The 20,981-nt window shown below is 58.8% G+C and carries 16 protein-coding genes; 2 read left to right on the forward strand and 14 right to left on the reverse strand.

What is annotated here, in order from left to right; all coding sequences use genetic code 11:
- Nucleotides 1-6: 6 nt before the first annotated feature.
- Nucleotides 7-1,251 (forward strand): Zn-dependent hydrolase, encoded by a 1,245-nt coding sequence (locus DA915_RS13160; protein ID WP_107676060.1) that lies wholly within the window; start codon nt 7-9, stop codon nt 1,249-1,251.
- 433 nt (nt 1,252-1,684) lie between these two features.
- Here DA915_RS13160 and DA915_RS13165 read toward each other — a convergent pair whose 3' ends face one another.
- The 5 genes from DA915_RS13165 to DA915_RS13190 form a co-directional block, all read right to left on the reverse strand.
- Nucleotides 1,685-1,981 carry a tol-pal system YbgF family protein gene (locus DA915_RS13165; protein ID WP_244600707.1) on the reverse strand — a complete coding sequence of 99 codons (297 nt, stop codon included), beginning with the start codon at nt 1,979-1,981 and terminating at the stop codon, nt 1,685-1,687.
- Between the two features lie 445 nt (nt 1,982-2,426).
- Nucleotides 2,427-3,470: an L-glyceraldehyde 3-phosphate reductase gene (gene mgrA, locus DA915_RS13175; protein WP_107676061.1), complete on the reverse strand. Its 1,044-nt coding sequence runs from the start codon at nt 3,468-3,470 to the stop codon at nt 2,427-2,429.
- A gap of 88 nt (nt 3,471-3,558) precedes the next feature.
- Complete coding sequence (locus DA915_RS13180) at nt 3,559-4,821, reverse strand: SfnB family sulfur acquisition oxidoreductase (RefSeq protein ID WP_107676090.1); 1,263 nt, start codon at nt 4,819-4,821, stop codon at nt 3,559-3,561.
- A 10-nt stretch (nt 4,822-4,831) separates the two neighbouring features.
- On the reverse strand, nt 4,832-6,100 hold the full coding sequence (locus DA915_RS13185; RefSeq protein WP_107676062.1) for an SfnB family sulfur acquisition oxidoreductase: 1,269 nt from the start codon (nt 6,098-6,100) through the stop codon (nt 4,832-4,834).
- Nucleotides 6,101-6,258: 158 nt separating this feature from the next.
- Complete coding sequence (locus DA915_RS13190) at nt 6,259-7,704, reverse strand: FAD/NAD(P)-binding protein (RefSeq protein WP_107676063.1); 1,446 nt, start codon at nt 7,702-7,704, stop codon at nt 6,259-6,261.
- 308 nt (nt 7,705-8,012) lie between these two features.
- Between DA915_RS13190 and DA915_RS13195 the strand changes: the two genes are divergently transcribed.
- The gene (locus tag DA915_RS13195) at nt 8,013-9,431 is read left to right on the forward strand and encodes an LLM class flavin-dependent oxidoreductase (protein WP_107676064.1); all 1,419 of its coding nucleotides are present in this window, start codon (nt 8,013-8,015) and stop codon (nt 9,429-9,431) included.
- A gap of 79 nt (nt 9,432-9,510) precedes the next feature.
- Here DA915_RS13195 and DA915_RS13200 read toward each other — a convergent pair whose 3' ends face one another.
- The 9 genes from DA915_RS13200 to DA915_RS13240 form a co-directional block, all read right to left on the reverse strand.
- A complete protein-coding gene (locus DA915_RS13200) occupies nt 9,511-10,512 on the reverse strand; it encodes an ABC transporter permease (protein WP_107676065.1) in 1,002 nt (333 codons plus the stop codon).
- A 1-nt stretch (nt 10,513) separates the two neighbouring features.
- Nucleotides 10,514-11,521, reverse strand: a complete 1,008-nt coding sequence (locus tag DA915_RS13205) for an ABC transporter permease (RefSeq protein WP_244600709.1) — start codon at nt 11,519-11,521, stop codon at nt 10,514-10,516.
- A gap of 25 nt (nt 11,522-11,546) precedes the next feature.
- Nucleotides 11,547-13,106 (reverse strand): sugar ABC transporter ATP-binding protein, encoded by a 1,560-nt coding sequence (locus DA915_RS13210; RefSeq protein WP_107676067.1) that lies wholly within the window; start codon nt 13,104-13,106, stop codon nt 11,547-11,549.
- A gap of 89 nt (nt 13,107-13,195) precedes the next feature.
- Nucleotides 13,196-14,203 carry a sugar ABC transporter substrate-binding protein gene (locus tag DA915_RS13215; protein WP_107676091.1) on the reverse strand — a complete coding sequence of 336 codons (1,008 nt, stop codon included), beginning with the start codon at nt 14,201-14,203 and terminating at the stop codon, nt 13,196-13,198.
- A gap of 162 nt (nt 14,204-14,365) precedes the next feature.
- Nucleotides 14,366-15,688 carry an NtaA/DmoA family FMN-dependent monooxygenase gene (locus tag DA915_RS13220; protein ID WP_107676068.1) on the reverse strand — a complete coding sequence of 441 codons (1,323 nt, stop codon included), beginning with the start codon at nt 15,686-15,688 and terminating at the stop codon, nt 14,366-14,368.
- 66 nt (nt 15,689-15,754) lie between these two features.
- On the reverse strand, nt 15,755-17,410 hold the full coding sequence (locus DA915_RS13225; RefSeq protein WP_107676069.1) for an ABC transporter ATP-binding protein: 1,656 nt from the start codon (nt 17,408-17,410) through the stop codon (nt 15,755-15,757).
- Nucleotides 17,407-18,279 (reverse strand): ABC transporter permease, encoded by an 873-nt coding sequence (locus tag DA915_RS13230; RefSeq protein ID WP_192886485.1) that lies wholly within the window; start codon nt 18,277-18,279, stop codon nt 17,407-17,409. Before DA915_RS13230 ends, DA915_RS13225 begins: the two co-directional genes overlap by 4 nt.
- On the reverse strand, nt 18,276-19,292 hold the full coding sequence (locus tag DA915_RS13235) for an ABC transporter permease (RefSeq protein WP_107676070.1): 1,017 nt from the start codon (nt 19,290-19,292) through the stop codon (nt 18,276-18,278). Before DA915_RS13235 ends, DA915_RS13230 begins: the two co-directional genes overlap by 4 nt.
- Before the next feature lie 47 nt (nt 19,293-19,339).
- Nucleotides 19,340-20,962 carry an ABC transporter substrate-binding protein gene (locus DA915_RS13240; RefSeq protein ID WP_107676071.1) on the reverse strand — a complete coding sequence of 541 codons (1,623 nt, stop codon included), beginning with the start codon at nt 20,960-20,962 and terminating at the stop codon, nt 19,340-19,342.
- Between the last annotated feature and the right edge of the window lie 19 nt (nt 20,963-20,981).

Raw genomic sequence — 20,981 nt, forward strand, 5'->3', positions numbered from 1 at the left:
ACAGCGATGGCAAAATTTTTGATCAACGGTAAAAGACTACTGGGAAATCTTGACCGGTTTGCAGCGATCGGAGCAACCGAAAAGGGCGGGGTCAACCGGCAGGCGCTAACCGACCAGGATCGCGAGGCAAGACGCTTGCTGGCGAAACTCGCCATAAACAGGGGATTTTCCGTATTTCAGGATCCCGTCGCCAATCTCTTCATTCGCCGGAGCGGCCGCGACGAAACACTTCCCCCGCTTCTCATCGGCAGCCACCTGGACAGCCAGCCCGCCGGCGGCCGGTTTGACGGAGCGCTGGGGACGCTTTCGGCATTCGAGGTACTCGAAACACTCGAGGATTTGGGGATCGAAACGGAACGCCCGGTTGAGGTGGTCGCCTTCACCAACGAGGAAGGTTGCCGTTTCGCCCCTGGCTGCATGGGATCCATGGCTTTCGCCTCCCGAACGATACCACAGGACTGGCTGAAACTCCTTGCCACAGATAACGGAGCCGATTTTGCGGGTGAACTTTCCGCAACCCTGAAAAGCCTGCCAGAAGCTACCATGCGCGATCTCGGTTTTCCGGTTTTTGCTTATGTCGAGGTTCACATTGAGCAGGGCCCCTCCCTTGAGGAAAAGGGAGTGCCGATAGGAATAGTGACGGGCATACAGGGCACACGCTGGCTAGAAGTATCAATCACCGGCCAGACCGCGCATGCCGGGACAACGGCGCTCGCGTATAGACGCGATCCATTTCACGCTGCGGCCAATGCGCTGGCATCACTTTTCCCTGCCATGATGCCGCAGGATCCTGACGCCCGCTTCACCGTCGGGCGAATGGCATTGCAGCCCGGCGCTGTCAACGCCATCCCTCAGACCGTCGCATTTACCGTGGATATCAGGCATCCGACGTCCGAGACGCTCAACAGGATGGAAGATAAAATCCATTCAGCCGTACAGCAGGCAGCAATGGCGCAAAACTGCGAAGCGACAATCAGGCAGATTTTCGACATGCCGCCCGCGATTTTTCAGGAAGGTATCATCTCGGCGTTGGACTGCGCCGCTCGGGAACTCGATTTTGTGACCTTGCGAATGTTGTCCGGTGCTTTCCACGACGCACTTTTCATGAACCGGGTCGCACCATCGGCGATGATTTTTGTCCCGTGCCGTGATGGTCTCAGTCATAACGAGGCAGAGTATGTTGAGCCCGAACATACCATTGCAGGATGCAATATGCTCTTGGCGTCAGTCCTTCAAATATCACCGTTGTGAGCCTTGACTGAAAGATGCTTTGCTCAAGATCAAAGTCTATTGGCGACCGATTCCGCATGCTCATCTAACAACGTCGACCAAAGAACCGATAACCATGTTGGTTCGCTAGCTGCTGGCGGTCTTTGCCGAGTTAACTCCTGTTCCCGGAAGTTGATTGAGCTGCACCGGATCTCAGTGCCAGGGAGACGCTCCGGCAATGGATGGCCGAGGCCGGCATCTGGATTTCGCGCGCTGTGTCCTTGATCTTTGCCAGAGCGCCGATTTGTTTTGCTTTCACTTCTATCCGTTGCGTCTTCTCGGGGATCTGCAGCAGAATATCGCCGCATTCGTCACGATGCCAAAGGACAAACACATCGATACGCCTGTGCGTTTTGTACCAAGTCCTATTGACAAATTAGTTTTCGGCGCGTGGTCCGCTGCTGGCGAGCTGCCACTACTCTTCTGTGCCCCCCAGGAAAGGATCTATGCTAACTTGGCGGAGCCTTTTACGTGCTTCCACAGAGACCAGCCTGACGTCTGGATTTTCTTCAGCCGCTCTTCCATACCAATATTTTGCGGCATACACGTCACCAAGGTTCTCATAGCACTCCCCCAGTCGCTCTCCGAGATATCCGGCATCCAGCGACCGGTCGCCATCTGCCATGAAAAGATAAATCTTGATGGCGTCCGCTGCCTTCCCGGTTGCGATCAATTCTTTTGCTCGGCGTTCTAAATGATTGAAGTCATACACGACTTTGTCTCCATCAAAGCAACTGGGTGCATTTCCATCAAGACGTATAACCCACGAATTGGAGCAAGTGGGACAACCATATTTTCGCGGCTGCCAACACGAGAGAGGCAGCAAAGGATTTTCGGTCCTTGTAGGCCCGGAAATCGCAGGCAGGCGGTCTTTTCTATTGGCTTTGGGAGGAGTTAGAGGCCTGATGTCACGGGTCAGCAATTCCTCGCGAAGGATGCGATTTGCGCCTTTTTTCTCTAAAGAATGGCTCAACAATATGCCCCTCTTCGTCGCTCAAATCGCCTCGCGCCAACACTGACTCCCAAAAAGCAGCGTTGAACCACGTCTGAGCAGATTTGGGAATCCACTTTGTCAACACGGCTTAGCAGACCGATCCATCTACAAAAAAATCGCCCAGAGATATCCGGGCGATTACGGTTATGCTGAGAGGCGTAAATCAGACCGCTTCGTCGTGAGACGGTTTTTCCCAGAGGTTGATGCCACCTTCGACAGCGTGACGGTCGATTTCGGCCAGTTCTGCCGCCGTGAAATACGGGTTCTTGAGCGCCGCAACGTTTTCCTCCACCTGTCTGGCCGAGCTTGCACCGATCAGCGCCGAGGTGACGCGCTTGTCGCGCAGGACCCAGGCAATTGCCAGCTGCGCCAGCGACTGACCGCGATTTTTGGCAATTTCGTTCAGTGCACGAGCCCGCTCGATATTTTCCTGCTTCAGATGTTCCGGCTTCAGGAAATCCCCGCCCGGACGGTTGACGCGCGCATCCTGCGGCACACCATCAAGATATTTGTTGGTCAGCAACCCCTGTGCCAGCGGCGTGAAGGCGATCACGCCCGCGCCCACCTCGTCGGTCGCGTCCAGCAGGTCTTTTTCGGCCCAGCGATTGAAAAGATTATAGGCGGGCTGGTTGATGAGAAGCGGCACACCGCGCTCTTTCAAAAGGGTCGCGATTTCACGCGTCTTCGCGCCGGAATAAGACGACACGCCAACATAGAGCGCCTTGCCCTGACGGACGGCCTGCGCCAGCGCATCGGCGGTTTCCTCGAGCGGCGTGTCCGCATCAAAACGATGGGAGTAAAAAATATCGACATAATCCAGTCCCAGCCGCGTCAAGCTTTGATCAAGGCTGGAGAGCAATGCCTTTTTGGAGCCGCCGCCACGTCCATAGGGCCCGGGCCACATGTCCCATCCGGCCTTGGTGGAAATGATGAGCTCATCACGATAACTGGCGAAATCCTGCTTCAGAATGTGGCCGAAATTCACTTCCGCGCTGCCAGCCGGCGGACCGTAATTATTGGCGAGGTCGAAATGCGTGATACCAAGATCGAAGGCCTTGAAAAGAATGGAGCGCTGCGTCTCCAGTGGCGTCGTATCGCCGAAATTGTGCCAGAGACCAAAGGAAATTGCCGGCAGTTTCAGGCCGCTGCGCCCCACACGGCGGAAGGTGGCGTCTTCGTAACGGTTGGGTTCTGGATGATACGTCATGGTCGCTGTTTCCTGATGGCGTTGAGTGGCCGTCCGGCGATCAATGATCGCCGGCTCGGATGGGAGATTTGTGATTTGAAACCGGACGCTAGATGGCTCCGTGTCGCGGCGGCAACGCGCCGTTCAGATAAAAATTGCCGATATGGTGATATTTCCAGCGGACGGGATCATGCAGCGAATGTGTCCGGGCATTGCGCCAGTAGCGGTCGAGCCCGTAGCTCTCCAGCGTGGAGCGCGCGCCACCGAGTTCGATGAGTTTCGTTGAAGCAAGTTGCGCGACTTCGGTGCCGAGTGACTTCACCTCTGCCACAGCGATCGAGGCTGCTGCCACTGTTTTTTCGTCCGCTGCCGCACTCGCAATATCAAGAATACGGCCGGCTCTTGCGAGAAGCGCGTCCGCCGCATGCACGCGGATGGAAACGTCTCCGACGGCGTGGATGGTATGCGGGTCTTCGTAACCGTGCTCGATGCTTAGTTCGAAAAACGGACGGGCATGGGCTCGAACATAGGAGATCGTCTCCGCCAGGGCTCCGCGTGCAATGCCAACCTGAACCGCGGCATGGATGATCTGCGCAAAAGGCCCCATGGGCGTCGGCCGCTCGAAAACGACGTCGTGATCCACCACCTGAAACGGTGCGATTTCGACATCATCGAAGGTGACAGTGCCGCTGCCGGTCGTGCGTTGGCCGAAGGACGTCCAGTCGTCAACAAGAGAAAGGCCAGCCGTCGCGCGGTCGATAAAGACGATGTTCACCCGTTCGTCCGGTCCCTTGGCGACAACAACGATGATATGGGCAAAAAGAGAGCCGGTGGAATAGAACTTCTGTCCATTCAGCAGCAGCCCGCCGTCCCGCTCGGCAAAATGCGTCTTGTAGTCAACGGGGGTTTTTGTGCCGATTTCGGTGAAGGCATTGCCCAGCCGGTCTCCTTCGAGGATGCGCTGGAAATAATGCCGCTTCTGTTCTTCGCTGCCCGCAAGCCGCAACGCCTCCACCATGTAGAAGTGGTTTTGCGGAATTTGCCCGATGCTGCCATCGGCGGCGGAAATGATCGCGGTCACTTCCGCCAACGTTACGGCCGAAACGCCGGCACCGCCATAATCTTTCGGTACGGTGATGGCCCACAACCCGCTTTGCGAGAAACGCTCGATCTCGGCGAGCGGCAGTCGCCGCTCCCGGTCACGTTCGGCGGCCCCGGCGGCAAAGACGCGCGCCAGTTCTTCGGCCACGGCAATGGCCTCGGCATCGTCCTTTATTATATGGGCCTTCGTCCGGCGCGGCGGGATATGCGGCGCGGGCTTTCCCGGCGTCAAAGCGGCCTCGCGATGCAGCTTCCGGTCAGTCGTTGTCATCGAAACGGCCTCAATTCCAGGCATGGCGCGGGGGATACGCGCCGTTCAGATAATAATTTCCGACATGGAAATATTTCCATCGCACCGGATCGTGCAGCGTGTGGACGCGGGCGTTTCGCCAGTGCCGATCAAGCCCGTGCTCGGCAAGCGTCGAACGGGTACCGGCAAGTTCAAAGAGCTTGTTGGTTGCCAGAATGGCAATTTCAGTGGTCAGAACCTTCGATTCCCCGGTCCTGATCGTCGCTTCCGAAACGGTTTCGAGCGTCGTGTTCCGCTTTGCAGCATCGATGCTGTGACCGGCAATTTCGAGAAGCGCTTCAGCCGCGTGCAGGCGGATTTTCAGATCGCCGATGGCGGCAATGGTGAAGAGGTCTTCGCCCGCCGTCTGCTTGCCGCTGTCCAGCCACGGACGGCTGTGTTTGTTGATGAAAGCGATGGTGTCATCGATCGTTCCCCGCGCGATGCCCACATCGATTGCCGACTGGATGATCTGCGAGACCGGGCCACCAATGGTGGGGTGATCGAAGGACGTCACCTTCACCGCCCTCTCCTTCGGCACACGAACGTTTTCGATCTTCACCGATCCCGATGCCGTGGTGCGCTGGCCAAAGCTCGACCAGTTGTTGGTCACCGTCAGACCCGCAGCGTCGCGGTCGGCGAAAACGAGGTGTCCCTGCCCCGTCTCATCAAGCGCAACAATCGGCACGATATGCGCGAGAAGCGCACCGGTCGTGTAAAACTTCTCGCCATTGACGACGACACTATCGCCCTCATGGACCACTTTCGTCTCGAAATCGGCGACGGTCTTGCTTTTCAGTTCGGAAAAGGCGTTGCCATAACGAATGCCCTGAAGCGCCCAGCCGAAAAACAGCTTCTTCTGGTCTTCCGTGCCGTCCAGTTCGACAGTGGCGACAATTGCCAGATGGTTCTGGGTGATTTGAGCAATGGCGGGATCGGCTGCCGCAATCGTTGCGATGACCCTGGCAAGCGTGGCGTATGATACTTCCGGCCCGCCATAGGCCTTGGGAACATTGATGCTCCAGAGACCGCTCTGGGAATATTCATCCAGTTCGTCGATCGGCAAAAGACCTTCGCGATCCCGCAACGCCGCACCGACCCTGAATTTCTCCGCCAGCCGCTGCGCGATTTCTATCGCTTCCGCGTCCGAGGAAACGATATGCGCGGGCGTCACAGGGCGCGGCCGCGGCGAAATCGGATCAACGGAATTGACGCGCGGATGAACACTGTAGTCGATCTTGGTCTCGGAAATCGTGCCCATGGGACGCCTCGCAAACACGGTGAATGATGGCGTGAGCATCGCACAAGGCACAGCACTGAACAGTAATTCTATGTTTTTTATGCTCTAAAAAAGGAAAGGTTTTTCTCTGTAATCAAGAAAAAATAAAAGATGCATTGAGCGAGTAGAGAGTGAAATATCTACCCAGGGACTGATTGCGCCGGGGTCGGCCGAGGGTTCACCACAATCGATGCAAGGCTGCGCGCTATCTCATGCGCCACATAGACCGCATGTTCCGTGACCTGAGGCAGCCCCATCAATTCTCCGAAGGTTCCGCGCGCCAGCGGACCGCCGATCAGCAATGTTTCGATTGTCTGGCCCTGTTGGCCAACGGCGCGTGATTGCTCGTCGCAGCGAATTCCGAGCCCGGTGGGGCAGAGGGTCAGCAGACCCGCCACCTCCAGACTGGCAAGAAAGACTTGCGATTTCAGTATTCCACCATGGGCCGGGCCAGTCGTGACGATCACCGCATCGACGTCAATCGGCGTGACATCCTTTTCACCACGATATCTGAGATCGATATGCAGCGAACCGCTTTGGCCAAGCCGTGCGGAGACAAGCGAACCGGCGACGATCTGCAACTGGCCGGCAATGACGGCCGCATCCAGCAGCGTCTCCACCTGCGGCGCAACCCTGAAGCGATGCGCATCCCAGAAGGGACGCAGCCAATGCACAACCCTGCGCCGTTCGTGAAGGGGGAGATTCCGCCATATATCCCGCCCCTGCAGGCGGACGGCATCCAGAACGCCATGCCAGCTCACGCCACCGGCTTGCGCCTCTCGCAAAGCCACACGAATCCGCCGCAATAATTCCGATGCGCGTCTCGACGGCGGATCGATGAAGTCCCCATAGGGCTCCTGCGGCACGGCCGGATGACCACGCGACCGCAAACCCCGGCGCGACAGCGAAACGACCGACCCATGATGGCCGCGCCGCTTCAGCGCAGCAAACGCATCGGCCGCCGTCAGGCCATTGCCAACAATCAGAATGCGGTCACCCGCCGCGATATTGTCCAGTGCGGCGTCTGCATTCACGTCAGCCACCAGCTTCGGATGGCTGGCAAGCGTTTCCAGCGCGCGTGGAAGAGCCGGCGGGGGGTGGCTTGTCGCCACCACCACGATATGCGCGAAGTGACTGTCGCCATCTGCGGTATGCACTTGCCAGCCATCACCGTGGCGGGCCACATGCTCCACGCGGCTGCGCTTGTGTTCGACGATACCCGCTTCCAGCAACGGAGCGATCTCGGCGGCGACATAGGCGCCGAAGACACGGCGCTGAGGATAAGCCTGCCCGTCCGGTAAAACTGCGTCCACATCACCCGCCAGCACATTGGTTCTCGCGAGATAACGGACAAAACTATCCGGATCGTCGGGATAAAGCGTCATGCGCCCGGCCGGCACGTTGATCCGGTTGGCAGGTTCCGGCGTGGAATAGGCAAGCCCCGAGCCGAGCTTAGCCCTCGGTTCGAAGACGATGATCCTCACCTCCCGCCCTTCAACGGCGCGATGGAGATGGGCAGCAAGCGCCGCCCCACTAAATCCACCACCAATAATGGCGACGATGGCACTCTTTCCGTTTACTGACATTTCAACTCGTGTGATCCCACCGGTTCTTTGGCCCACGGAGAAAATCTACAGCATTTGTCGTTTTAGTAGCCTGCTGAAGTTCCAATTTTGGCGCGCAGCGGGGAAAATTCATCTGCCACGCCTGTCATGCGGCATCGGTTTCGTTCCCGTACACATTTTGCTCTCCGGGAGGTGCGGGGATGAGGCTGCTGCCCGTCCCGGCCGACACGCAATTTTATTCCTCTGGTTAGTCTATAAAGAACATCATGAAACTATCACCCGCTTGCTGCACTCTTTATTCTCGGCTGCGACATATCTGGGAGTTCAGCATGAGCAAGACCATCCGCTTCAATGCCTTCGACATGAATTGCGTTGGCCACCAGTCGCCCGGGCTTTGGGCGCATCCACGCGATAAATCCTGGAAATACAAGGATCTCGACTATTGGCAGGATCTGGCCCGAACGCTGGAACGTGGCGTGTTCGACGGCATCTTCATCGCCGACGTCATAGGCTATTACGATGTCTATAAGGGGTCGAATTATCACGCCCTTCATCAGGCGGCGCAGATACCGGTCAATGATCCGCTGCAGCTTGCCGCCCCCATTGCGCTGGCGACGGAACATCTGGGCATCGGCATTACGGCTTCCACCTCGTTCGAACATCCCTACACATTTGCGCGCCGGCTCTCGACCGCCGATCACCACTCCAAAGGCAGGATCGGCTGGAATATCGTGACCTCCTATCTGGAAAGCGGTGCGAAGAATATCGGCCAGGGCGGCCTGCGCCGTCACGATAACCGCTACGAAGTCGCCGCCGAATATATCGAAGTGCTCTACAAGCTTTTCGAGGGAAGCTGGGAAGAAGGCGCGGTGCTGCGCGACCGTGACCGGCGCATCTTCACCGATCCCGCCAAGGTTCACGAGATCGGCCACAAGGGCAAATATTTCGAGGTGCCGGGTTATCACCTGAGCGAGCCCTCTCCGCAACGCACCCCCGTTCTCTATCAGGCGGGCGCTTCAGGCCCCGGCAAGGCCTTTGCCGCCGAACATGCGGAGTGCATTTTCGTGGCTGCCCCGACCAGATCGGTTCTCAAACAGCACGTCGCGGAAACCCGCCGCCGCGTCGCCGAAGCCGGGCGCGATCCCAAAAAGGTATACATCTACACGCTGGTCACCATCATCACCGACGAGACGGAAGAAAAGGCGCAAAAGAAGTTCGAGGAATACCGGGATTATGTCTCCTATGACGGCTCGCTGGTCTTCATGTCCGGCTGGAGCGGTATCGATTTTGGCCAGTATGCACCGACAGATCAGGTCAGGAAGGTCGAAACCAATGCGATCCATTCTTTCGTCGAGCACATAGCCGGCAGCGATAAATCCTGGACGATCGACGAACTGGCGAAATTCGGCGGCATCGGCGGCATGGGGCCGGTTTTTGTCGGCTCCCCTTCCCGCATCGCCGATATTCTGCAGGAATGGGTGGACGATACGGATGTCGACGGCTTCAACCTTGCCTATGCGGTGACACCAGACAGTTTCGAGGATGTTGTCGGTTATATCGTACCGGAACTCCAGAAACGCGGCGTCTATCCGATCGCGTATAAGCCCGGAACACTCCGGGAAAAGCTCTTCGGCGATGGCGACTACCTGGCAGCCAATCATCCGGCCAACCGCTATCGCGACATTGAAGCAATCAAACGGGAAGAGGCAGAAGCGGCCAACGCGGTGCCAAAGAGCGCTGCGGTATAAAACGACCCATCGCCCAAGCCGTTCCACACCACCTGCGATCCCAAGACTTTATCTTGCGCGCCGCCCCTTACGGGGCGATTCATGCATGTGCGGTCGCCTTGCGATTAGCAAAGCCGATGGCGAGCACGAGGAAGATCAACAGGCCCGTGCCGACCTGCTGCCAGTAGAAATTCAGGCCAGACAGCAGAAGACCGTTGGCGACGATGCTGAGCAGCAGAACGCCGAGAACACTGCCGGGCACATTCGGCCGGCCCCTTGGATCAAGTGTCGTGCCGATGAAGGTTGCGCCAATCGCATTCAGCAGAAAGGCGTTGCCGGATGATGGAATGTAAACAGTAACCGTCGAGGTGATGATGAGTCCCGCAATGGCGGCAACAGCCGCCGCCAGAACATAGACCGCCGCCACATGACCGGAAAGCCGGATGCCCGAATAGCGGACGACACTGGCCTGGATTCCGGAGGAAACGACGACGCGACCAAAGCGCGTTCCAGACAGAATGATCCAGGCAGCGACGACGACAGCAAACGCGACAACCAGTGAAACAGAGACACCGAAGAGGTGTCCATGGCCGAGAAACCGAAAGGTCTCCGGCACGCCGGCGGGAGGCAGATAGACAGGATTGCCACCATTGGTCAGCAATTGCTGAATGCTGCGGCCAACGAACAGGGTTCCAAGCGTGGCGAGGAACGGCGAAATGCCGATGCCCGCGATGAGAATGGCGTTAAAGACGCCAACCAGCGCACCAGCAGAAATACCCGCCAGCGCGGCTATTGCCACTGGCTGCCCGGCAAGGACCAGCGACACAAAGGCAAGACTTGCAAAATCGATGGCGGCACCGACCGAAAGATCGATTCCGCCCGAGGCCACAACGAAGGTCATGGCGATGGAAACAATCGCCAGCAAGACGAAATTATTGACCAGCACGCTGATGAGGTTCGTCGCGGTCAGAAATCCGGGCGCAAGCGTTGCGAACAGGGCAAAAACGATCAGCAGCGCCGATGGCAGCGCAAAGCGCCCCGCGGCCCGCAGGATCGGGATGATCGTGGTTTTATCACGCGGAGTGGTCGCGACAGACGACATCTTACCGGTTCTCCCGACGTAAAAGGGTCGTGGCCGACACGACGAGCAGGATCAGCAGACCCTGAACACCGCTCACCAGCGTGCTGGAAATGTTGAGAAGCTGAAAGCCGTTGACCAGAAAACCGACGAAGAGAACCGACAGCAGCGTGCCGGTTACCGTCGGCACCAGACGGCGTGAAAAGACGGCGCCGAGAAGCGCAGTGACCACCACGGGCAACAGCATTTCACCCGACCCGGTGGTGCTGCCGCTGAGATAGGATACGGATAATATTCCTGCGAAGCCGCCAAACAGACCGCTCGTCACGAATGCGCCAGCCACAAAGGATTTTACCGGCAGCCCGGCAGCCCGCGCCGCTTCAGGAAATTCACCCACAGCATAAAGACGCAGCCCCAAAGGCGTATATTGCACCACCGCTGCCACCAGCCCGGCAAAAAAGATGAGCACATAGGCCAGTACCGGTATTCCGGCGGGGCCGCTGGCGGAGAGCGCCGAGAGGAAATCGGTGGAGGCCGGGATCACGGTATTCTGCGTCAGAACCAGTTCGAGCCCGGCCACGACATTCATCACGGCCAGCGTCGCCAGAAGCGGCACGATGCCGACCATCGTGACGGCGAGCGCATTCACGGCGCCGATTGCAGCGCCAGTTCCCAGCGCTCCCGCAGCGGCTGCGGCATCGCCATATCCGGCCTGGGTCAGGGTTGCGTAAACCGCAGCGCTCAGCCCCATATTTGCCGCCAGCGACAGATCGATGCCGCCGGTCACCACGTTGGAACCGCCGGCAATGACAACGATCGTCAGCCCGATGGCGAGAACGCCGCCAATGGCCGATTGCGCCAGCACGTTACCGATATTGCCTACCGACAGGAAAAATGGCGCCGCTAGCGAAAAAAAGGCAAAAACCGCGATAAAGACCGCAAGCGCGCCGCCGCGCAGGGCACCGGTGGCAAGCCTTCGACGAATATTGCTGTCGCGTGAAAACCGAAAGGGCGCTTGCTGCGGGAAATTCAAATCGTGAGGCGCGGTGGACGCGGCGTCAGCGACTGTGAGTATTGGCGTCCGAAACACCTGTGACCTCCGATAGAATTTGTTCCTGCTGTGTGTCTTTCGAGATGAATTCGCGTGTGATTTGTCCGCGGAAGAACACCAGGACCCGATCCGTTATGCCCAGAAGCTCCTCGATATCGGAGGAAAGGACGATGACGCCGGCACCACGCGCCGCGAGTTCGCCGATCAGCGTATAAATCTCGACCTTGGCGGCAATATCGACCCCGACCGATGGTTCATCGAGAAGATAGATTTCCGATTGACGGCTCAGCCATTTGGCGATTGCGACCTTCTGCTGGTTGCCGCCGGAGAGGGTTCTTACCAGCGCATCCGGCCCTTCCGTTTTTATCTGCAACCGCTTGATCAGATCGTCCGTCTGCCGCCGTTCGTCTGTTTTCCTGAGGAATCCAAGACGGGAAAAGCGCCCGAGACTGGCAAGGGTGGTATTTTCAGCAACGGTGAGATCGAGCGCGACGCCATCGCGGCGGCGATCCTCGGGAACGAGTGCGAGACGCTGCGCCGTCGCATATGCCGGGCTGGCGGCCGATATCGTCCCGCCGCCCGCTTCTATGGTTCCGGACGAGGCCGTCTCAAGCCCGAAAAGGGTGCGGATGACTTCCTTTGCGCCCGAACCGACCAATCCGGCGAGGCCGAGTACCTCACCTTTTCTTAAGGTGAAGCTGACATCCGAATATCTGTCGGCAAGCGAAAGAGCCTTTACGGAAAGGAGATTTGCGCCCGGAACGATCTCGGGCTTGGGGTAAAACTCGGCGATCTCACGATTGACCATCAACGCGCCGATTTCAGCTGCCGATGTCTCGGGAACAGAAAGGGTCGCCACATCCCGACCATTGCGCAGAACCGTCACCTTGTCACAGATATCGACGATCTCGCTGAGATAGTGCGAGATATAGATGACAGTTACGCCATCCTCTCGCAGCCGGCGGATGAGCGCAAACAGCAGCTCCACCTCACGCCGCACGAGGGCTGCAGTGGGTTCGTCGAACACCAGCACCTTGGGATTGTCGAGCAGCGCGCGCGTGATCTGGATGATCTGTTTTTCCGCCGCCGAAAGATCGGAAATCAGCGCCGAGTTCGGCAGGCGCACACCGAAGTAGCGCTCTAAAACCTCTGCGGCGCTGCCGCGCATCAGAGGGCGGTCGAGAAACGGCGTTCCCCTGATACGTGGTTCACGCGCCAGAAACAGCGCTTCGCCGACCGTGAATGTCGGCACCAGCAACCGATCCTGATGGATGAAATGAATACCGAGCTTTTCCACGAGATGCGGCGTCAACCGATCATGGGATTTTCCGTCGATCTCGATCGAACCGCCATCCGCCCCGTACAAACCGGCCAGCAGCTTGATGAGGGTCGATTTGCCGGCGCCATTCTGGCCAACGAGACCGTGAACGGTACCACGACGCACGGCAAGCGATGCACCGGAGAGTGCCTGAGCGCCGCTGAAGGACTTGGTAATATCGCGCAGACGAATGATGTCGTCCGTCTCACGGGACTCGACTGGATGATCCGGATATGTTGCGACAGCCACGGCAAACGCTCCATGCAAGGCGATTCAGATTCCTGGGCCAAATCCCGACAGACGCGGAGCAACCCCACCGCGCCATGCAGGCCAGTGCCTCAACCGATGCCGAGCTTCTTGGAGACCTCACCGACATTCACCTTGTTTGCGAGAAGGGCAGGAACATATGTTTCACGCGGCAAGGTTTCGCCCGCCAGATAACGTGCGACATTGCGGATGGCCGTTCTACCGAGTTCGGCAGGCTGCTGGGCGACATCGGCCGCAGCGGGAGAATTGGCGTCGGCGACAAGCTGAAGAACTTCAGGGCTACCATCAACACCATAGGTCTTGATTTCCGTGCGGCCCGCCGCGACCAGCGCCTGTGTTGCACCGAGCTGCGGAATATCCCACGCCGACCAGATCGCCTTGATCGAGTCCTTTTCCGGATATTTGCTCAAAATTGCGGTGATCTGCGTAAAGGCGTCCTGAACGGTGTTCGGAATGACGTCCCGCAGTTCCGGCTGGATGATCTTCACCTTGGGGAAATACTTCGTGACGTTGACAAGCTGGTCATAACGGATGGCGCAGGGCGTCACGCCGTAAAAACCGTTGAACACAACGATATTGCCTTCGCCGCCGATATCGGAAACGAGCTGCAACGCCAGATCCTTGCCGATGCCCCAATTGTCCGAGGTGGCGTTGTTCAGTGAATTGGTCGAGCCGACATCGATGGTGAAGACGGGGATGCCCGCATCACGCGCCTTTTTCAGCCAGGGATCGATGACGCTCAAGGTGCCCAGAAGCTGCACGATCGCATCCGGTTTCTGGGCGATCAGCGTCTGGAGCTGCGACACCAGTTTGCCGTCATTGCGGCTTGCGTCAACCGCGATCGGTTCGCCGCCGAGGCGCTTCACTTCCTCGATCTGGGCATTATAGGCCTGCAGATCGAAAAAATGATCCGTACCGGTGGCGCTGATGCCGATGCGCTTGCCCTTCAGGGAAAGCTCCTGTTCGGCGAAAGCCTGCGAACCGGAAACCGCCTGCGTGCCAACGGCTGCAGCAGCAACCGCCGCCAGTTTCAGGAGGTTGCGGCGATTAAACCCGGAAGAGGAAATATCTTCTGTCATGTGCGTCCCCAAAATAGATATAATCTATAAATAAAATATGGAATTTGCCGCCAACAGACAGGATTTTCCAAATGCGAGCCGATGCGGAAAATTTTTCAGCCGTCGGATCGGATTGATTGGGCTCTGTTGACAAAAGGAGCAGCCATCTTGATCGACAGGACCCTAAGCGGTCCGAGACCCGATGAGATTGTCCGAGTCCGCCAGTACGGGTAGTTGCAGATTGGTGCGGAAGTCGTCACCGATGTAGTCCGTATCGACTATTGCGCGGCGGCGCAGTTCCGGCAAAAGCCCGTTGACTAGCAAATCCTCCTGCTCCGGATTGCCAAACCCGTGAAGGGAAAGCACGTCGAGAATTCCCGCCCGATATCGCTCTTCGATTGCGTCGACAAGTTTCTCAGGCGTGCCCGCCACGGACCAATGTCCTGTTTCCTGCGCCTGGATAATCAGCTCGCGCAGTGACAGCCCCTCTTTGGCGTATCGACGGAAGACTTCCACCCGGCCGCGACGGCGGTTGATGCTTGTTACTTCCGGCAGCAACGTATCCGGCAGAGGCTGGTCGAGCGGCAGGTCGGATAGCTCGAGATCACCGCCCAGCATATCGGCCAGCTTCAGGCGGCCTTGCTCGTAGTCGATGCGCTCGTGTTTTTCCTTCAATCGACGGGCAACATCGGCATCGGACTCGCCAATGACCGCGTGGAAAGAATTCATGATCAGGGGCAAGCCACCGGCACGGCCGAAACCTATTGCCCGGCGGCGCAGTTCGGTGGCGAATGCGACCGCATCTTCGAAACGCGGCTGCGACGTGTAGACAACCTCGGCGTAACGTGCGCCGACGGTGACACCCGCGTCCGATTGGCCGGCCTGAAACAGCACCGCCCTACCCTGCGGCAGCGGCGGCACATTCAGCGGCCCCTGCACGTTGAAATACCTCCCCTTATAGTCGATGGGGTGAAATTTGGCGGGATCCACTCCGACTGCGCCGGAGGATTTGCGCTGGGCCGCATCCCTTTCATTGGCATCATAGAGGGCGTTGACGACTTCGATGAACTCCGCCGCGCGCTCATAGCGTTCTTCCGGGCTTGGCAATTGCTCACCGAAATTCTCCTCGCCGACCGAAGAGGTCACCGCATTCCAGCCCGCACGACCGCCGCTAAGGTGGTCCAGCGTGCCGATCTGGCGCGCGAGATTATAAGGGTGATGGAACGTGGTGGAAATCGTTGCGATCAAACCAATCCGCGACGTCGCCTGGCTCAGCGCCGCAAGCGTCACGATCGGCTCCTGAATGCCGGCCGTACCGGCAAGACCGGCGGGATCAATGTGGAGAAGATCGGCGGTGAACAACCCGGTGATCTTTTCGGCTTCAGCCTTTTTTGCCAGTTCAACGGCGCGTTTGATGCCGGTCGTTGCCGTGGGATCGTTCGATGCGGCGATAACATTGCCGGCACCGGTGAGCGTTTTCAGACGTCGGGGGCGGGTAAGTGCCATGATCGGTTCCTCCTCAGAGAATGCTGTCTCGTATTTTCATACCGGATGGCTGCCATCCGGCGGGTTTCATGCAAGCGCGGGAACGGCGTCGATCAACGTTCGGGTGTAACCGTGCCGGGGAGCGGAGAATACCTGGTCGACATCGCCGCTTTCGACGATCCGGCCGTCCTTCATCACCAGCACGCGGTCCGTTAGGTGACGCACGACACCGAGATCGTGGGAGATGAACAGCAACGAAGTGCCGGATGCCGCCTGGAGTTCCGCCAGGAGATCGAGAACCTGCGCCTGAACCGAAACATCCAGTGCGCTCACCGGCTCATCGGCGATCAGGAGGCGCGGGCGTGGGGCGAACGCCCGGGCGATGGCAACGCGCTGGCGCTGCCCGCCCGAAAGCTCCCGGGGATAACGGGTCAGAAATTCGCCCCCCAACCGCACGGCTTCGAGAACCTCAAGCACGCGGTCGCGACGTTCGGCGCCGTAAAGGCCGGTAACGTCAAGGCTCTCGCCGACAATCTTCTCGACCGTATAACGCGGATCGAAGGAACTGAAGGCATCCTGAGCGATCAGCTGCATGGTGCTGCGGCGGGATCTGCGCAAGCTTTCCGCCACATTGCTCCATGGCTGGCCCTCGATGACGACCGTGCCTTCATCGGGTTCGACAAGCCCCAGAACCATTTTGGCGACAGTGGTCTTCCCGGAGCCGGACTCGCCCGCGATGCCGAGCGCCTCACCGGCGCAAAGATCGAAGGATACATCGTTGACAACAGGCGCGTTTTCCGGACCGCCGTAATGTTTGACGAGATTGCGGACTGAAAGGACGTGCTTGCCCGCATGGACGGTTTTCGGCGGCAGCGGCACCCGTTGTGAGACCGGCAACGCGACATTTGCTTCCTCATCGACCGTTCGTGGCGCAGGTGCTGACAAGCGAAAGCCTTTCGATCCGGCCGATGGCACCGCGTCGAGAAGCTGGCGCGTATAGGGATGCTGCGGCCTGCGCAGCAGCTCTTCAGTTGGCCCTTCCTCTACGATGCGGCCTTCGTTCATGACGAGAACGCGGTCGGCAAGACGTGAGACCACCGCCAGATCATGACTGATCAACAACAGGGTGTGCCCGGCTTTTCGACGTTCGGCCAGCAGGTCGAGGATCTGCTTTTGCACCGTCGCATCAAGCGCCGTGGTCGGCTCGTCGGCAATCAGCAATGATGGATTACGGGCGATCGCGGTGGCGATCAACGCGCGCTGCCGCAGTCCGCCGGAAAGCTGATGCGGATATTGACGCAACCGCCGGTCGGGATCAGGAATACCGACCGATTGCAGTAACGCGTGGCTATCAAAACCCTGCGGCGAACGGGTGAACAGTTTCCGGCGGCCAGCCGCGTCCGAAAGCTGTTGCGAAATCCGGCGGAGTGGATCGAGCGAGACCAGCGCATCCTGCAGAACGAAACCTATCTCTTGCCCACGAAGACGACGCCAGCCGCCTTCGCGAAGGCCAAGAACATTCTCACCCGCTATTTCAAATTTGTCGGCAGTTACACTGGCGGCATTGCCAGCAAGCCCGATCAACGAACGGGCCGTGACCGATTTTCCCGAACCGGATTCTCCGACAAGCGCGACGGTCTCGCCGCGGTGAATGGTAAGATCGATGCCGTGCACGACTGTATTGTCGGCGGTCCCACGCGGAAAACCGATCTTCAGGTTGCGCACGTCGATAAGCGGCGTCATGCCTGCCTCCTGCCTTCGAATGCGAGCTGCCAGCGTTTTCCAAGAATGCTGATGGCGATGACTGTCAGTGTGATGGCGACACCCGGCCAGACGCCGATCCACCACGCCACGCGCAGATAGTTGCGCGCTTCCGCCAGCATGGCGCCCCATTCGGGCGTCGGCGGTTGCGGACCCATGCCGAGAAAACTCAAGCCTGCAGCCTGAATGATGGTCGAGCCGAGGCCGATCGTTGCCAGAATGGGCACCTGTGCAATCGCATGCGGCAGGATGTGCCGGGTGACCAGCGTGAGGCGCCCGAGGCCGAAGGTTTTCGCCTGCTCCACATAACCGCTTCTGGCGATGACGAAGGTCTGTGCGCGCACGACACGTGCAAAGCGCGGCACCGAGGCGACACCGAGCGCGAAGATCAGGTTGACCGTTCCTGGTCCAGTAAACGAGATCAGCACCAGCGCCAGAAGCAGATCGGGGAACGACGATACGACATCGAGAAACCGCGAGATGAGTTCGTCGACCGCGCCACGAGCGAGACCTGCAATAAGCCCGAGAAAGGAACCGGCCAGCGCGGCGATGGCAATGGCGCTGACACCGATCAGGATCGAATAACGTGCGCCGTAAATCACGCGCGAAAAGACATCGCGGCCCAGATGATCGGTTCCGAACCAGTGCTCGGCGGAGGGCGGCAACTGCGCCTGCAAGGGATCGGCCAAAAGGGGATTGGCGGCCGTGACAAATTGCGGCCACAAGGTCGCTGTTGCCACCAAAAGCAGAAACAGTGACGCGAGCGTCAGGCTTGGCCTCGCAAGCAATGTCGACGCGATCTGCCGTAGACGACCAGTCGCAGACAATGGGGCATCAAAGGAAATGCTCATGGCTTGCTCCTCCCGCCCTCATTGCGCAATCTGGGATCGAGCAACAGATAAAGAATATCCACGAGCGTGCTCATCACCACGTAGATGAGCGCAGACAGGATAGCGACTGCCAGCACCACCGGCATGTCATGCGCAAGAACGGCATCCACCGTGATCCGGCCGAGGCCCGGTCGCCCGAACACCGCTTCCGTGATGACGGCGCCGGACAAAAGATTGCCGACCAGCCAGCCGGCCAGCGTCACCGTCGGCAGCGCGGCATGGCGCAAGCCGTGACGCAGCCTGAGGACAAGATCGCTTGCCCCCCAGCTGCGAACCGTCAGCGCAAAGGGTTCCTCGAGCGCCCGCTCCAGACCTTCGCGCAGCACTTGTCCGAGTACGGCCCCAAGCGACAGGCCCAACGACAGGGCCGGCAGCACCAGTGCCGACAGGTCTCGGTCGCCGGAGACGGGGAAAATCTTGAACGTGAACGAAAAAACGTAGAGCAGCAGGATGCCCAGCCAGAATGTCGGCGTGGAAATCAGCGTCAGTTCGAGACCGCTGGCAATGCTGCGGGATATGGGTTTGCCGGCGGTGAGGATGGCGCTGGCGACAGCGAAGATGATGGCTACCGCAAGTGCGGCAGCGGTTAGCTTCAGCGTCGGCAGCATCTGCGTTGCCACGAGGCCCGATATATCGGTCTGCAGAATATAGGAACGCCCGAAATCGCCGTGCAGCAGTCGCGTGAGATAGGCAAGGTACTGGTCTGGGATAGACCGATCCAGCCCCCACTCCGCACGGATTGCCGCCTCGACTTCGGGTGTGCGTATCTGTTCACCGATCAGCAGGCTGACAATGTCACCCGGCGCAAGCTGTATGCTGATAAAGCTCAGCGTCACCGCCGCCCACAGAACGAGTATACCCGAGCCAATACGACCGAGGACCTGAAACGGCAGGCCGCTCCACCGCCGAAAGCTCCGGCGGCGGAAAAAGGACGTTGGTGCCTGGCCCAGGGATGTCACATTGTCAGCGGTCATAGCATCCAACCTCGCGTTGTTTTCTATTGTCAGTCGGTCGGTAAGGACTATTCGCTACGCCATATGTCGTAGGCGTTTTCAGGCAATTGCTTGAACGGCCGGAAGGTGATGCCTTTCACATAATTTGCGGCGGCAACCTGGTCTTCGGGCTCATAAAGCGGAATGGCGTAGGCCTGATCGACGATCGCGAAACGTTGCAGCTTCGCATAAACCTCGAAACGTTTTTTCGTATCGAGGGTCGATGCCGCCGCGTTCAGCCACTGTGCCAGTTCCGGCGCTTCGGCCCGGCTGTAGTTGATGGTGCCGCCCTTCTGAAGCGGCAGGTAATGATATTCGATGTCGATCGCATCCGTCGGCGTGTTGGAATTGGCGATGGAGCCAAACTGGCCAGTCTTGCGGCGGTCGGTATAGGTCCCGGCGTCGACATAGTTGATCGCAAGGTCGATGCCCGCCACCTGCCGGGCCTGCGCCTGCAGCGCCTGCAGCAGGACATCGCGCTGGTCGCGCACCGTGGCCTGCGCCTGCACAACATCAATGGTCAGACGCTTGCCGTCCTTGATGCGGAAACCTTCGGCATCCTTCTCACGCCAGCCCGCTTCCTCCAGCAGCCTGTTGGCCACGTCGGCATCGGCGCCATAGGTATTCTCGATGCTCTTGTCGTAAAATTGCGGATCGATCGGCGAGGTGATGCCCCAGGCGCGTGTGCGCTCACCGCGATAAACCGCCTTCAGGATCTTGTCGATATCGAGCGAGGCGAGGAGCGCCTTGCGCACTTTGACATCCTGTGTCGGACCCCAGGTGACGTTGAGGAAGAGCGAGTATGGCGTGCCCGTATTAAGCGCCGTCTGATAGGTGAAGTCTGCGTTGTCCTTGAAGACAGCCGCATCGTTGCCCGAAATGCCCTCGATCACATCGAGCTGCCCGGAGGTCAGGGCGCCGGTCCTGACGGAGGATTCCGGCAGGAAACGATAGGTCACCTGGTCGAGATAGGCCGCTCCCTGATGTTTGGCGGTCTTCGGCGCCCAATTATAGGCCGGGTTCTTTTCGAACTGGATTTCCTGCCCCTTGACATAACGCTTGAGAATGAACGGCCCGGTCCCGGCAACTTCAGGCCCTCCGGACTTGATCTGCGCCGATGAAAATGCAGCCGGCGACAGGATTTCGAGGCCCGCGACATAATCGAGGAAGGGTGCGTAAATGTCTTTCAGGGTGAAAGATACCGTATGGGAATCGACAGCCTTCAGCTCGGCGATGCGCGAAACCGGACCGGCGCTGACGCTGGTGGAATAGCCGGGATCTTTAAGCTTTTCGAAATTGGTGATCACCGCCTGCGCATCGAACTTCTGGCCATCGGTGAAAGTGACGTCGTCGCGCAGCTTGAAAGTGTAGGTTTTTCCATCCTCGGAAATGCTGTAACCGGTCGCAAGCCATGGCACATATCCGCCATCGGCCGTCCGCGCCAGAAGCGATTCATAGGCGTTGCGCAGCAGCAGCTTGGTCTTGTCCTGACCATTCAGTTGCGGATTGAGCGTTGCTGGCTCGGTCTCCACACCCCAGGTCAATGTACCGCCACTAACGGGCTTGGCGTCTTCCGCCATGGAGAGGACCGGGAAGGCTGAGATTGCCAGCAACGCGGTGCCGGAAACGACGAACTGTCTGCGATTGAACATGCATAAACTCCATTAAAAA

The organism is Agrobacterium sp. LAD9 (assembly GCF_003031125.1).
Lineage (GTDB): Bacteria > Pseudomonadota > Alphaproteobacteria > Rhizobiales > Rhizobiaceae > Agrobacterium > Agrobacterium radiobacter.

Excerpts from the sequence above, each read along its gene's own strand:
- DA915_RS13160 (WP_107676060.1), top strand. The coding sequence starts at position 7 with ATGGCAAAATTTTTGATCAACGGTAAAAGACTACTGGGAAATCTTGAC.
- mgrA (WP_107676061.1), bottom strand. The coding sequence starts at position 3,470 with ATGACGTATCATCCAGAACCCAACCGTTACGAAGACGCCACCTTCCGC.
- DA915_RS13180 (WP_107676090.1), bottom strand. The coding sequence starts at position 4,821 with ATGACAACGACTGACCGGAAGCTGCATCGCGAGGCCGCTTTGACGCCG.
- DA915_RS13185 (WP_107676062.1), bottom strand. The coding sequence starts at position 6,100 with ATGGGCACGATTTCCGAGACCAAGATCGACTACAGTGTTCATCCGCGC.
- DA915_RS13190 (WP_107676063.1), bottom strand. The coding sequence starts at position 7,704 with ATGTCAGTAAACGGAAAGAGTGCCATCGTCGCCATTATTGGTGGTGGA.
- DA915_RS13195 (WP_107676064.1), top strand. The coding sequence starts at position 8,013 with ATGAGCAAGACCATCCGCTTCAATGCCTTCGACATGAATTGCGTTGGC.
- DA915_RS13200 (WP_107676065.1), bottom strand. The coding sequence starts at position 10,512 with ATGTCGTCTGTCGCGACCACTCCGCGTGATAAAACCACGATCATCCCG.
- DA915_RS13215 (WP_107676091.1), bottom strand. The coding sequence starts at position 14,203 with ATGACAGAAGATATTTCCTCTTCCGGGTTTAATCGCCGCAACCTCCTG.
- DA915_RS13220 (WP_107676068.1), bottom strand. The coding sequence starts at position 15,688 with ATGGCACTTACCCGCCCCCGACGTCTGAAAACGCTCACCGGTGCCGGC.
- DA915_RS13225 (WP_107676069.1), bottom strand. The coding sequence starts at position 17,410 with ATGACGCCGCTTATCGACGTGCGCAACCTGAAGATCGGTTTTCCGCGT.
- DA915_RS13230 (WP_192886485.1), bottom strand. The coding sequence starts at position 18,279 with ATGAGCATTTCCTTTGATGCCCCATTGTCTGCGACTGGTCGTCTACGG.
- DA915_RS13235 (WP_107676070.1), bottom strand. The coding sequence starts at position 19,292 with ATGACCGCTGACAATGTGACATCCCTGGGCCAGGCACCAACGTCCTTT.
- DA915_RS13240 (WP_107676071.1), bottom strand. The coding sequence starts at position 20,962 with ATGTTCAATCGCAGACAGTTCGTCGTTTCCGGCACCGCGTTGCTGGCA.